A 12,916-nucleotide genomic window follows, 5' to 3' on the forward strand; every position below is an offset into this window, starting at 1 on the left:
GCGGCGGGGGACCCGGCGGCGCGGGGTCGCGGTCACGGGGCGTCGAGCAGGGTCGTGACGGCGGCGTGCACCCGCCGGCTCTCGTCGCGCAGCGCGCCGAGCACCTCGTCCCGGTCCCCCGGCGCCGCGCCGGCGTCCTCCAGGCGGTGGCAGAGGTCGGCCAGCCGCAGCGCCCCCATGGCGGCGCTGCTGCCCTTGAGGCGGTGGGCCAGCCGGGGGAGGCCGGCCTCGTCGTCGGCGTCCGTGGTGACGTCGGCCGCCAGCAGCGCCGCCACCGTCTCCGCGAGCGCGTCCGCGTACTGGCGGTAGAGGTGCTGGAAGCCGTCCTCGCCGAGGTCGCGGAGCTCCGCCACCGTCTCCGCGTCCAGGGCGTCGTCGTCGGCCGGGGCCGCGGCGGGCACCGCGACGGGTGCCGGCGCCGGGATGCCGCTGGGGCGCCCGGTGGCGACCCGCTCCAGCGCGTCGCCGAGCGTCCCCATGCGGACGGGCTTGGTCAGGAACTCGTCCGCGCCCGCGGTGTGGAAGGCGGTGCGGTCGCTGGCCAGCACGCTGGCCGTCACGGCGATGACGGCCGGCTGCCGCACGTCGAGGGCGCGGATCGCCGCCGTGGCGTCCACCCCGCCCATCACCGGCATCTGCGCGTCCATCAGGACGACGTCGTAGCGCTCCGTGCGCACCGCCTCCACCGCGAGCGCGCCGTTCTCCACGTGCACGCCGTCGTGCCCGAGCTGGCGCAGGTAGAGCCCGATCAGGTGCGCGTTGACCGCGTGGTCCTCGGCGACGAGCACCCGCAGCCGCTGCCCCGCGACCCCGGTCCCGTACGGCTGCGCGCCCCCGGCATCGGGCGCGGCGGCCCCGTCCCGCTGCAGCACCGAGCGCAGCGTCTGCACGAGGCGCTCCGGGCGGACCGGCTTGTGCAGCCGCGCCTCGAACGTCGCGCCGCCGTCGCAGGGGATGTGCGCGGCACTGCTGAGCAGCACCAGCGGCATGCGGCCCGCCCGCGGGTGGGCGCGCAGCCGGCGGGCCAGCTCCTCGCCGTCCATGAACGGCATGTGCAGGTCGAGGAGGCAGGCGTCGAAGTCCCCGCTCTCGACCTGCTCGAGCGCGGCCGCCCCGCTACCGGCGTGGACGCAGGTCGCCCCGGCCCGGCCCAGCTGGTGCTCGAGGATCCGCAGGTTGGTCGGGTTGTCGTCGACCAGCAGCAGCCGCCGGCCGGCGAGGCTGCCGCTGCGGTCGTCCTCCGGCGCCGGCGGGGCGACCGGCAGCTGCACGGTGACGGTGAACGTCGAGCCGCTGCCCTCCGTGCTGTCGACGCCGATGTCGCCGCCCATCGCCCGGGCGATCCGCTGGCTGATCGCCAGGCCCAGGCCGGTGCCGCCGTAGGAGCGGGTGATCGAGGCGTCGCCCTGGTTGAAGGACCGGAACAGCCGGTCCCGCTGGGCGGCCGGGATGCCGATGCCCGTGTCGCTCACCGCCAGCCGGCAGGTCAGCACCCCGTCGGTCTCCTGGCCGGCGAGGCTGACCAGCACCTGGCCCGAGCTGGTGAACTTGACCGCGTTGCCGAGCAGGTTGGTGAGCACCTGTCGCAGCCGGGCGGCGTCGCCGACGGCCCGCCACGAGCAGGTGACCGGGACGTCGACCAGCAGGTCCAGCCCCTTGCCCGCCGCCTGGGGCGCGAGCAGCTGCGCGACGTCGTACACGAGCCCGGCGACGTCGAAGGGCGCCTGCTCCAGGTCCAGCTCGCCGGCCTCGATCTTGGAGAAGTCGAGGATGTCGTTGATCAGCGCCAGCAGGCTGTCGCCGCTGCGCGAGACGGTCTCCAGGTGCCCGCGCTGCTCGTCGGTGAGCGACGTCGTCAGCAGGAGGTCGGTGAGCCCGAGGACGGCGTTCAGCGGCGTCCGGATCTCGTGGCTCATGGTGGCGAGGAAGGCGGTCTTGGCCTGGCCGGCGCGCTCGGCCTCGTCGCGGGCGGCGACCAGTTGCGTCTCCCGGGCGGCGACCTGCTCGCCGCGCTCCCGCAGCGCTCGGCCCAGGGCGTTCACGTCACCGGCGATGGCGCGCAGCTCGGCGGGCCCGGCCTCGGGGGCCCGGCGGTCCAGGTTGCCGGAGGCGAGCGCCTCCAGCGCGTCCCGCACCTCGCGGGTCGGGGGCAGCAGCTGGGCGGCCAGCCGCCGGTTGGCCCGGCGGACGGCCAGCGCCACGACGACGGCCACGACCAGCCCCAGCCCGGCTCCGCCCAGCACGACGGCGTTCCGCTGCCCCGTCGCCTGCTCGCGCCGCTCCTGCATGAGGGCGCGCGCCTCGCCCTGCACCTCCCGGTACCGGTCGAACAGGGCCTTGTCGCGCACCAGCAGCGCGCTCAGGGCGGCGGTGTCGCCGACGGCGGGCTGGGTCCGGAGGACGGGCTCGGCCCAGTCGGTGATGAACTGCTGCTGCGCGGCCCGCAGGTCGGCGACGACGGCGGCGAACTCGGCGTCCCCCGGGGCCATGCGGTCCAGCGCGGCGTCGCTCCGCCGGAGGGCGTCGACGCCGTCCCAGTACGGCTTGAGGAACCGCACCTCGCGGGTCACCAGGAACCCGCGCAGCCCCGTCTCCTGGTTCAGCATCGCGACGTGCCCGTCCTGGAGGGTCGCGAGCATGGCGTCGGTCCGATCGATCCGGGGGCCGATCACCGTGACCACCAGCAGGGCGAGCCCCAGCGTCGTCAGGGCCACCGTGGTCAGGGCGGCGAGCGCGACCAGCATCGGCCGGCGCAGCAGCGCCCGCAGCGGGCGGGCGTCGTCGGCGTCGGTCAGGGGACGGGGGGAGGGGCGCACCCCTGTGGTGTCGGCCGCCGGGCCCGCGTCCTTGAGGCCCGACGGCCCGGCCCGGGACGCTTCAGTTCCGCGCCGTGCGTGCCGATGCCGGGGAGGTCCGCCCCCTCCGATCGGAGCCCCATGACCCACGTGCTCGTCGTCGACGACGACCCCGTCATCGCCGACCTCGTCGCGTTCCGCCTCGGCCGGATGGGCCTCGAGGTGTCGGTCGAGCGCGACGGCGAGGCCGGCCTGGCGGCCGCCCGCGAGCTGCGCCCGGACCTCGTCGTCCTCGACTGGATGATGCCGCGGATGAACGGCCTGGAGGTGTGCCGCGCCCTGCGCGAGGACGGCGACGCCGCGCTCGCCCGCACCCCCGTGCTGCTGCTGACGGCCAAGGCCCAGGAGCCGGACCTGGAGCGGGGGTTCGCCGCGGGGGCCACCGACTTCGTCGCCAAGCCGTTCAGCACCCGCGAGCTGGTCAGCCGCGTCACCGCGGCCCTGCCGCCGGGCAGCGTCGTCACGTGACCGTCCCGCTCGCACCGGCGCTCGTGGCCGGGGCGGCGGTGACCGCGCTGATCGTCGTCCTGCTGGTCCTGGTCGGGGCAGCCCACCTCCTGCGCGGACGCCGCGTCGCCCGGGACGCCCGGCGCAAGCGGGAGCTCACCCCGCTGGTGCACGCCCTGCTGGACGACGGCCCCGCGGGCGGCGCGCCCCTCCCCGAGGCCGTCGGCGCGCCCGCCGAGCTCGACGCCATCGTGCTGGAGCTCCTCCCCCAGCTCCGCGGCAGCGACCGCGAGGTGCTCCGCCGGCTGCTGACCGAGCGGGGCGTCGTGGCCCGCGCGGTCGCCGACCTCTCGGCGCGCACGCCCTGGCGGCGCGGCCGCGCGGTGACCCTGCTGGGCTCCGCCGCGGGGACCTCGCACGTCGCGGCGATGACCCCGCTGCTGCGCGACCGCTCGCTCGAGGTGCGCTGCGCCGCGGCCCGCGCCCTCGGCAAGGCCGGTGACCCCGCCGCCGTCGACCCCCTCCTCCGGGCCACCCGGGGCGCCGGCGGCCTGCCCCACGGCGTCGTCGGCATGGCCCTGCTCGACCTGGGGACCGCGGCCCTCCCCGTGCTGCGCGACGCCCTCGCCGGCTCCCGCGGCGTCGCCCGCGAGCTCGTGGCCGAGCTGCTCGGCGTGCACGGCGACGCCTCCGCCGCCCCGCTGCTCGAGGACCTGCTCCGCGACGTCCGGGAGGACCTCGGCGTACGCCGTGCCGCGGCCGCCGCGCTCGGCCGCATCGGCTCGCCGACGTCGACCGAGCCGCTCGTCGCCGCGCTGACCCACTCCCCCGACGCCCGGCTCCAGCGCACCAGCGCCGAGGCCCTCGGGCGGGTCGGCGACCCGGTCGCGACCATCCCGCTGCTCGCCGGCCTGGCCGCCCCCGGGATCGCCGTCCGCAGCGCCTGCGCCGATGCGCTCGGCCGGCTCGGCGCCGAGGGGCGCCTCGCCCTCCGCGAGGTGGCCGACGGCCCCGGGGCCGCCGCCGACGTCGCCCGGGCCGCGCTCGACGAGCTCGACGGCGGGCTGCGCCGTCCCGAGCCGGTCGGTGCCCGGTGAGCGGCCTCCTCACCGACGTCGTCCTGACCGCGAGCTGGACCGTCCTCGGCTACACGCTGCTGCTCGACCTGAGCATGCTGGCCCTGGTGCTCCTGGGAGCCCGGCGGGTCGCCGAGGCCCGCCGGTGGCGCGGTGCCGAGGGGCACGGCGAGATCTTCGCCAGCCCGCTCACCCCGGCCGTCTCGCTGCTGATCCCGGCGCACGACGAGGAGGCGGGCATCCTCGACACGCTGCGCGCGGCCCTCGGCCAGCGCTACCCGGCGCTCGAGGTGGTGCTCGTCGACGACGGCTCCACCGACCGGACCTTCGCGCTGGTCGCCGAGCGCTACGGGCTCACCGAGATCGCCCCTCGCCGCACCGCGGAGCTCCCGGTCGACGGCGAGATCCTCTCGGTGCACCGGGCCACCACCGGCGACCCGCTGGTCGTCGTCCGCAAGACCAGCGTCGGCCGCCGCTCCGACGCCCTCAACGCGGCGCTGAACGTCGCCCGCCACCCGCTGGTCTGCATGGTCGACGCCGACTCGCTGCTGGAGGAGGACGCGCTGCTGCGGGTGGCCCGCCCGTTCGTGGAGGACCCGGCGAACGTCATCGCCGCCGGCGGGGTGATCCGCGCGGCCAACGGCGCCGTCACCGACCGCGGGACCGTGCTGGAGCCGCGGTTGTCGCGCAACTGGCTGGTCCGCATCCAGGCGGTGGAGTACCTGCGCTCGTTCCTGCTCGGTCGCACGGGCTGGGCCGACGCCAACGCGCTGCTGATCATCTCCGGCGCCTTCGGGCTGTTCCGCCGCGACCTGCTGCTGGAGATCGGCGGGCTGGACGCCCGGTCCCTGGCCGAGGACGCCGAGCTGGTCATCAGCCTGATCGAGCACCAGCGCCGGGCCGGCGCGCCGCACCGCGTCGTCTTCGTCCCCGAGCCGGTCTGCTGGACCGAGGTCCCCGAGACGTGGGGTGTGCTGGCGCGGCAGCGGCGGCGCTGGTCGCACGGGCTGGCGCAGCTGCTGTGGAAGCACCGGCGGATGGTCGGCAACCCGCGCTTCGGCGCCGTCGGCACGATGGCGCTGCCGTTCTTCGTGCTGTTCGAGCTGCTGGGCCCGGTCGTGGAGGTGTTCGGGCTGGCCTCGGTCGTCCTGGCCGCGGGGCTGGGCATCCTCGACCACGGCACCGCCGCGCTGATGGTCGGGCTGGCGCTCGCCGTCGGGACGCTGCTGTCGACCACGGCCATCGCCGTCGAGGAGCTGACCTACCACCGGTACCGGCGGGGGCGGGACCTGTGCGCCCTCCTGCTGGCCGCCCTCGTCGAGAACGTGGGGTACCGGCAGGCGCACGCCTGGTTCCGGCTGCGCGGCCTGGTGGCGGCGCTGACCTCCCGCGACCCGGTGTGGTCGGCCATGCCGCGCGTGGGCTTCGCCGCGGACCCGCGGCGAAGGCAGCTCGCCCCCGCGCGCTCGCTGTACTGACCGGAGACGTTGGTCGAGGAGCGCGTCCTGCCACCGCGTCCACTGCTCGTGGTCGACGCCGGCCGCGATCCGGCTCCTCGCCCGCTCCACCCACCCCGGAGGTCCCCACCCGAGCAGTACCTCTCTGCCCACCCGGGCGGGGCAGAGAGGTACAGCCCGCAGGGCACCACGGGCCGGGCCGGGGATCGGGGACAATGGGCCCCATGCGCTTCCTGCAGCGGCCCTCGCACGACCTCACCTACTCCGACGTCTTCATGGTGCCGGCGCGCTCCACCGTCGGGTCGCGGCTGGAGGTCGACCTGCGCACGCCCGACGGCGTGGGCACCACGATCCCGATCGTCGTGGCCAACATGACGGCGATCTCGGGCCGCCGCATGGCCGAGACGGTGGCCCGCCGCGGCGGCCTCGCCGTCCTGCCGCAGGACATCCCGGTCGACGTCGTCGCCGAGGTCGTCTCCTGGGTCAAGACCCGGCACCCCGTCTACGACACCCCGATCACCCTCTCCCCCACGTCCACGGTGGGCGAGGCGCTGTCGCTGCTGACCAAGCGCGCCCACGGCATCGTCGTCGTGGTCGAGGGCGGCTCCCCGGTCGGCGTCGTCACCGACGGGCAGTGCCAGGGCGTCGACCGCTTCACCCAGCTCTCCGAGGTGATGACCCGGCAGCCGCTGACGATCCCGGCCGGCACCGACCTCACCAAGATCTTCGACGTGCTCTCCGGCGAGCGGGTGAGCGCCGCCCCCGTGGTCGAGGGCGACCGCCTGGTCGGGGTCATCACCCGCAAGGGCGCGCTGCGCTCCTCGCTCTACCTCCCGGCGGTGAACGCCGACGGGCACCTGCTCACCTCGGCCGCCGTCGGCATCAACGGCGACGTCGCCGGCAAGGCCGGCGCACTCCTGGCCGCCGGCGTCGACGTGCTGGTCGTCGACACCGCGCACGGGCACCAGGAGAAGGCGATCGAGGCGGTGCGCGCGGTCCGCTCGGTCGCCGGCTCCGTGCCGGTCGTCGCCGGCAACGTGGTGACGGCGCAGGGCACCCGCGACCTGGTCGAGGCCGGCGCCGACGTGGTCAAGGTCGGCGTGGGCCCGGGCGCCATGTGCACCACCCGGATGATGACCGGGGTGGGGCGACCGCAGTTCTCCGCCGTCGAGGAGTGCGCCGCCGAGGCCCGCTCGCTGGGCAAGCACGTGTGGGCCGACGGCGGCGTGCGGCACCCCCGCGACATCGCCCTGGCGCTGGCGGCCGGCGCGGCGAACGTGATGGTGGGCTCCTGGTTCGCCGGCACCTTCGAAAGCGCCGGCGACATCCACGACGACGCCGGCCGGCTGTACAAGGAGTCCTTCGGGATGGCGTCGGCGCGCGCGGTCAAGGCACGGACGGCGACGCAGAGCGGCTTCGAACGGGCGCGGGCCGGGCTGTTCGAGGAGGGCATCTCCTCCTCCCGCATGTACCTGGACCCCCAGCGCCCCGGCGTCGAGGACCTGATCGACCAGATCGTCGCCGGCGTGCGCTCCTCCTGCACCTACGCCGGTGCGCGCACCGTCGACGAGCTGCACGAGCGGGCGGTGCTGGGGGTGCAGAGCTCGGCCGGGTACGAGGAGGGCCGGCCGCTGCCGACCAGCTGGTGACGCCGCTCCCGCTCCCGGTCTTCGAGGACCTCGTCGCCGACGCGCTGGACCAGGTGCCGCCCGAGCTGATGGCGCTGCTGGACAACGTCGTCGTCCTGGTCGAGGACCGGAACCCCGACGAGCCCGAGCTGCTCGGGCTCTACGAGGGCTACGCGCTGACCGAGCGCGGCTGGGACTACGGCGGGGCGCTGCCCGACCGGATCATGATCTACCGCGAGGCGATCTGCGACATCTGCGAGACCGAGGACGAGGTGGTCGACGAGGTGACGATCACCGTCGTCCACGAGATCGCGCACCACTTCGGCATCGAGGAGGACCGCCTCCACGAGCTCGGCTGGGGGTGAACGTAGCCTTGCCCCCCGTGCCCGAGAACAGCGCCGGACGGCTGCCGATCAAGATGCTGCACGACCGCATCCTGGTGTCGCTGCGCCGGGAGGACGGCGAGCGGCGCTCGACCGGCGGCATCCTCATCCCCGCGACCGCCCAGGTCGCCAAGCGGCTGGTCTGGGGCGAGGCCAAGGGGGTCGGGCCCAGCGTCCGGCAGGTGAAGGTCGGCGACCAGGTGCTCTTCTCCCCCGAGGACCAGCACGAGGTCGAGGTGCACGGCGAGGACCTGGTCATCCTGCGCGAGCGGGACGTGCACGCCGTCGCCGCCGAGCGCATCGAGGAGTCGACCGGCCTCTACCTCTGAGACAGGACCCCCTCGCCCCCCGCCCTTCGCGCGCTCAGGGCGGGACCCTGCGAGGGGGCCGCACGGTCACGGGGCGTCGCGGGCGTGCGCCTCGATCACCTCGGTCATCCCCAGGAGGAACCGGCGGACGACGGTGAGCTCGTCGTCCGAGAACCCCTCCATCGCGGCGAGCAGGTCCCGCTGCAGCCCGCCGAAGAACTCCGCGCCGGCAGCCATCGAACCGGCCGACATCTCCAGGGTCACCCGACGGCGGTCGGCGTCGTCCCGCACCCGGCGCAGGTGACCGGCCCGCTCCAGCCGGTCGACCAGCGCGGTCACCGACGCCGAGCTCAGCTCCACGGCCGACCCGAGCCGCCCGGCGGTGAGCGCCTCCCCGCGCCGCGCGGCGTCCATGACGGCGACGAGCGCCCGGACGTCGGTGCGCCCGAGCCCGTGCAGATCGGCGAACCGCTGCCCGACCGCATCCAGCTCCACGGTCAGCCGGCGAAGGAGCAGTGCGAGCTCCTGCCGGTCGACGTCCTCGGCCACCGCACCTCCACTCGCCATCGTGGTCCCGCCGTCCTATCATCTCGACGATCGAGATGATCGAGCATCTAGGGGAATCATGCCCGGCCGCCGCTCCGCCCGCTGGATCCTCCCGCTCCTGGTCCTCGTCGTCTGGCTCGGCGGCGCCGGCCCGCTCAGCGCCCTGGGCGCCGGGCTCACCGGCCTGCAGGAGAACGACGTCGCCGCGTTCCTGCCCGACAGCGCCGAGAGCACGCGGGTGCAGGAGCTGCAGCAGGGCTTCGCGCCGACGCAGTCGATCCCGGCGATCCTGCTGTGGGAGGGCGAGGGCGGCATCGACCCCGCAACCCTCGCCACCATCGCCGAGCGGGTGCAGCAGGCCGCCGACGTCGCCCGCGAGGCCGACGCGCTGGCCGGCGAGCCCAGCCCGCCGATCCCCTCGCAGGACGGCGAGGCGGTGCAGGCGGTCCTGCCGCTGAGCCCCGAGCTCGGCGACGAGATCATCCCCGTCGTCGCCGACCTCCGCGACACCCTGCCGGTCGAGGGCACCGACTCCTACGTCACCGGCCCCGGCGGGATCTTCGCCGACTTCGCCAACGGCTTCGCCGGCATCGACGGGCTGCTGCTGGCCGCCGCCTTCGGCGTGGTGCTGCTGATCCTCCTCGTCGTGTACCGCAGCCCGATCCTGCCCTTCCTGGTCATCGGCACCGCCGGGCTCGCCCTCACCGCGGCCAACGCCGTCGCCTACCTGCTGGCCGACGCCGGCGCCATCACCGTCAACGGCCAGAGCCAGGGCATCGCCGCGATCCTGGTGGTGGGTGCGGCCACGGACTACGGGCTGCTCCTGGTGGCCCGCTTCCGCGAGGAGCTCCGGTCCCAGCAGTCCGCGTACGCCGCGATGGGGACGGCGTTGCGCCGGTCGTGGGAGCCGATCGTCGCCTCGGGGGCCACCGTCGTCCTGGGCGTCCTCTGCCTGCTGCTCTCCGACCTGGGCTCGAACCGGGGCCTCGGCCCGATCTCGGCGGTGAGCGTGACCCTCGCGGTCGTCGCCGCGCTCACCTTCCTCCCGGCGGCGCTGACCCTGCTCGGCCGGGCCGCCTTCTGGCCGTTCCGCCCGGCGTACGGGGTGCAGCCGCCGGAGGGCCGTGGCTGGCAGCGGGTCGCCGCGCTGGTCGGCCGCCGGCCGCGCCGGGTCCTCGCGCTCAGCACGCTCGCGCTCGTCGCCGCCGCCGTGTTCGCGCCGGCCTACGACGCCAGCGGCATCACGTTCTCCGACGCGATCCGGGGCGAGTCCGACGCCGTCGCGGGGCAGGAGGCCCTGGGCCGCCACTTCCCCGCCGGGGCCGGCAGCCCCACGGTGGTCCTGACCCCGGAGGAGAACTGGCCCGCCGTCGCCGAGGCGGCCGCGGCGACCGAGGGGGTGGCCGCCGTGCTGCCCTTCACCGGGGCGGAGGGGCCGCCGCAGCCGGGAGCCGAGCCGCTGGTGGTCGACGGGCTGGTCCGGCTCGACGTCGTGCTCGCCGTCCCAGCCGACAGCGTAGAGGCCATCGAGACGGTGCAGGACCTGCGCACGAGCCTGGACGGCGCCGACCCCGCCGCCCTCGTCGGGGGCGACACCGCGAGCAACCTGGACACCCGCGAGACCGCCGCACGCGACCTCCAGGTGATCGTGCCCGCCGTGCTGGTGGTGATCACCGTGGTCCTCGCGCTGCTGCTGCGCTCCCTCGTGGCCCCGCTGCTGCTCCTCGGCACCGTGGTGCTCAGCGTCGGCGCCACCGTCGGCGTCGCCGCGCTGCTGTTCGACGGCGTCTTCGGCTTCCCCGGCAGCGATCCCACGATCCTGCTGATCGCCTTCGTGTTCCTCGTCGCGCTCGGGATCGACTACAACATCTTCCTCATGACCCGGGCCCGCGAGGAGGCCACGCGGCACGGCACGCGGGACGGCGTCCTGCGGGCCCTGGCGGTCACCGGCGGGGTCATCACGTCGGCGGGCCTGGTGCTGGCCGCGACCTTCGGCGCGCTCTCGGTGCTGCCGCTGCTGTTCCTGGTGCAGCTGGCGTTCCTCGTCGGCTTCGGCGTGCTGCTGGACACCTTCGTGGTGCGCTCCCTGGTGGTGCCGGCCGCCGTGCACCTCCTCGGCGACCGGGTGTGGTGGCCGAGCCGGCTGGCCCGGGGGCCGGACCGGGGCGCCGAACCCGACCGCGAGCTCATCGGCGCGGCCGCGGGCTGACCGGCGGGGGCCGCGCCGCTCCGGGAGGACTTCGTGCAGGCTGGCCCCATGACGACTGCGGACGGGCTCCGCCTCGCCGTGCTCGGCCCCGGCGGGGTGGGCGGGCTGCTCGCCGCTCTGCTCGCGCGGGACGGGCACGCGGTCACCTGCCTCGCCCGTCCGGGGACCGCCGCGCACCTGGACGCGCACGGCGTGCGGGTGGTCAGCGACCGGTACGGCGAGCTGACGGCGCGGGTCCGCGGCGCCGAGCGGCTGGACGGCCCGGTCGACGTCCTCCTGGTGACGACGAAGGCCACCCAGCTGGACGAGGCGCTCGACCGCGTGCCGGCCGAGACGCTGGGCGGCGCCGTGGTGGTGCCGCTGCTCAACGGCGTGGAGCACCTGGCCGCGCTGCGGGAGCGCTACGCGGCGGCGCGGGTGGTCGCCGGGACGATCCGGGTGTTCGCCTCCCGCCCCGCGCCGGGCGAGGTCCGGCACGAGGGGCAGCTGTGCGCGGTGCAGCTGGCCCCGGGCGCCGAGCCCCTCGCCGCTGCGCTCGACGCCGCCGGGGTGGACGTCGCCGTCCGCACGGACGAGGCCGGGCTGCTCTGGGACAAGCTGTGCTTCCTGGCCCCCATGGCGCTGCTGACGACCCGGCACGCAACCGACCTCGGCACGGTGCGCGCGGAGCACGGCGAGGAGTTCACCGCCGTGATCGCCGAGGTGGCCGCGGTGGCGCGGGCCGACGGGGCGGCCGGGGACGCCGCGGCGACCCGGGAGTTCGCCTGGTCGCTGCCCGGGGGCATGCGGTCCTCCATGCAGCGCGACGCCGGGGCCGGGCTGCCCACCGAGCTCGAGGCGATCGGCGGCGCGGTGCTGCGGGCGGCGGACCGGCAGGGCGTCGAGGTCCCGGTCACCCGGGAGATCGTCGAGGAGCTGCGCGCCCGCCTGGGCTGAGCCGGGTCAGCTGGCGGTGGCGATCCAGCAGGAAGAGCACGGCGCCGCAGCGCGGCCACCCTGCGTGGCCTACGACGGCGGCGAGCCGCGGCTCAGAGCTCCCCTGCGCGCACCCGGGCCAGCCACTGCCCGGCCTCGACGAACGCGTCGTCGGACGACTCCGCCGGCACCGACCGGTTGTCCCGCCCGTCGGCGCGCGCGTACGAGCCGAGGAAGCGGACGTCGTCGCACACCCGGTGCAACGCGGCCAGCGCCTCCCCCACCCGGGAGTCCGCGACGTGCCCCTCGCAGTCCAGGGAGAAGGAGTAGACGCCGAGCCGCTGCCGGGTGGGGCGCGACTCGATGCGGGTCAGGCTGATGCCGCGGACGGCGAACTCCCGCAGCACGTCCAGCAGCGCACCGGTGCGGTCACCGACGACGACGGTCAGCGAGGTCTTGTCGTTGCCGGTCGGCGCGGGCAGCGGGCCGGGCGGCTGCACGAGCACGAACCGGGTCACCGCACCCGCGGTGTCGGCGACGTCGTCGGCGAGCACCTCCAGGCCGTAGCGGTCGGCTGCGATCCGCGCGCAGACCGCGGCGTCGACCTTCCCTGCGGCCACGGCCGAGGCGGCGGCGGCGGTCGAGGCCGTGGGCATCGGGGGAACGCCGGGCAGCAGCTCGGCCAGCCGGCCGCTGGTCTGGGCGAGGGCATGCGGGTGGCTGGCCACCGACCGGACGGCGTCGAGCGCCGTCCCGGGGCGGACGGCGATGACGAACGCCACCTCGAGGTAGACCTCGCGGGTGATGACGAGGGTGGCGCCGTCGGCCAGGCCGTCCATGGTGGCCGGCACGGACCCCTCGACCGAGTTCTCCAGCGGCACGAGCGCCGCGTCGGCGTCCCCCGAACGGACGGCGGAGAGCGCCGCGGAGACACTCGGGTGGGGGTCCCGCCGTCCCCCGGCAGTGGCGATCGCCCTGCTCAGGGCCGCTTCGGCGAAGGTACCCTCGGGCCCGAGATAGGCGAACCGCGTCGGAGACGGACTGGGTGGCATCCCGGGCATCCGACGAGGGTAGTGCGCACGGTACGAGGCG

At 75.9% G+C, this 12,916-nt stretch carries 11 protein-coding genes; 8 read left to right on the forward strand and 3 right to left on the reverse strand.

The window, feature by feature from the left end; translation table 11 throughout:
- Positions 1-32 precede the first annotated feature (32 nt).
- Positions 33-2,816, reverse strand: coding sequence for a response regulator (locus tag ACI794_RS17000; RefSeq protein ID WP_456616943.1), 2,784 nt, complete (start codon positions 2,814-2,816; stop codon positions 33-35).
- A 120-nt stretch (positions 2,817-2,936) separates the two neighbouring features.
- On the opposite strand from ACI794_RS17000, the gene ACI794_RS17005 reads away from it, so the two are divergent.
- From ACI794_RS17005 to ACI794_RS17030, 6 genes are all read left to right on the forward strand, one after another.
- Complete coding sequence (locus ACI794_RS17005) at positions 2,937-3,323, forward strand: response regulator transcription factor (protein ID WP_456600796.1); 387 nt, start codon at positions 2,937-2,939, stop codon at positions 3,321-3,323.
- A complete protein-coding gene (locus ACI794_RS17010) occupies positions 3,320-4,399 on the forward strand; it encodes a HEAT repeat domain-containing protein (RefSeq protein WP_456616944.1) in 1,080 nt (359 codons plus the stop codon). The genes ACI794_RS17005 and ACI794_RS17010 overlap by 4 nt, the downstream gene beginning before the upstream one ends.
- Positions 4,396-5,856, forward strand: a complete 1,461-nt coding sequence (locus tag ACI794_RS17015; RefSeq protein ID WP_456600798.1) for a glycosyltransferase family 2 protein — start codon at positions 4,396-4,398, stop codon at positions 5,854-5,856. Before ACI794_RS17010 ends, ACI794_RS17015 begins: the two co-directional genes overlap by 4 nt.
- Before the next feature lie 203 nt (positions 5,857-6,059).
- The gene (locus ACI794_RS17020) at positions 6,060-7,484 is read left to right on the forward strand and encodes a GuaB1 family IMP dehydrogenase-related protein (RefSeq protein WP_456600799.1); all 1,425 of its coding nucleotides are present in this window, start codon (positions 6,060-6,062) and stop codon (positions 7,482-7,484) included.
- Positions 7,481-7,828, forward strand: a complete 348-nt coding sequence (locus ACI794_RS17025; RefSeq protein ID WP_456582475.1) for a metallopeptidase family protein — start codon at positions 7,481-7,483, stop codon at positions 7,826-7,828. The genes ACI794_RS17020 and ACI794_RS17025 overlap by 4 nt, the downstream gene beginning before the upstream one ends.
- A 17-nt stretch (positions 7,829-7,845) precedes the next feature.
- A complete protein-coding gene (locus ACI794_RS17030) occupies positions 7,846-8,175 on the forward strand; it encodes a GroES family chaperonin (RefSeq protein WP_456582476.1) in 330 nt (109 codons plus the stop codon).
- Positions 8,176-8,241: 66 nt separating this feature from the next.
- On the opposite strand, the gene ACI794_RS17035 is transcribed toward ACI794_RS17030, so the two are convergent.
- Positions 8,242-8,703 carry a MarR family transcriptional regulator gene (locus ACI794_RS17035; RefSeq protein WP_456600800.1) on the reverse strand — a complete coding sequence of 154 codons (462 nt, stop codon included), beginning with the start codon at positions 8,701-8,703 and terminating at the stop codon, positions 8,242-8,244.
- 76 nt (positions 8,704-8,779) lie between these two features.
- On the opposite strand from ACI794_RS17035, the gene ACI794_RS17040 reads away from it, so the two are divergent.
- Together ACI794_RS17040 and ACI794_RS17045 are read left to right on the forward strand one after the other, a co-directional pair.
- On the forward strand, positions 8,780-10,909 hold the full coding sequence (locus tag ACI794_RS17040; protein ID WP_456600801.1) for an MMPL family transporter: 2,130 nt from the start codon (positions 8,780-8,782) through the stop codon (positions 10,907-10,909).
- A gap of 48 nt (positions 10,910-10,957) precedes the next feature.
- The gene (locus tag ACI794_RS17045; protein ID WP_456616945.1) at positions 10,958-11,845 is read left to right on the forward strand and encodes a ketopantoate reductase family protein; all 888 of its coding nucleotides are present in this window, start codon (positions 10,958-10,960) and stop codon (positions 11,843-11,845) included.
- A 92-nt stretch (positions 11,846-11,937) separates the two neighbouring features.
- Here ACI794_RS17045 and pheA read toward each other — a convergent pair whose 3' ends face one another.
- On the reverse strand, positions 11,938-12,885 hold the full coding sequence (pheA, locus tag ACI794_RS17050) for a prephenate dehydratase (RefSeq protein ID WP_456600803.1): 948 nt from the start codon (positions 12,883-12,885) through the stop codon (positions 11,938-11,940).
- Between the last annotated feature and the right edge of the window lie 31 nt (positions 12,886-12,916).

This window comes from Blastococcus sp. SYSU DS0541 (assembly GCF_054050875.1).

Excerpts from the sequence above, each read along its gene's own strand:
- pheA (WP_456600803.1), bottom strand. The coding sequence starts at position 12,885 with ATGCCCGGGATGCCACCCAGTCCGTCTCCGACGCGGTTCGCCTATCTC.
- ACI794_RS17020 (WP_456600799.1), top strand. The coding sequence starts at position 6,060 with ATGCGCTTCCTGCAGCGGCCCTCGCACGACCTCACCTACTCCGACGTC.
- ACI794_RS17045 (WP_456616945.1), top strand. The coding sequence starts at position 10,958 with ATGACGACTGCGGACGGGCTCCGCCTCGCCGTGCTCGGCCCCGGCGGG.
- ACI794_RS17040 (WP_456600801.1), top strand. The coding sequence starts at position 8,780 with ATGCCCGGCCGCCGCTCCGCCCGCTGGATCCTCCCGCTCCTGGTCCTC.
- ACI794_RS17005 (WP_456600796.1), top strand. The coding sequence starts at position 2,937 with ATGACCCACGTGCTCGTCGTCGACGACGACCCCGTCATCGCCGACCTC.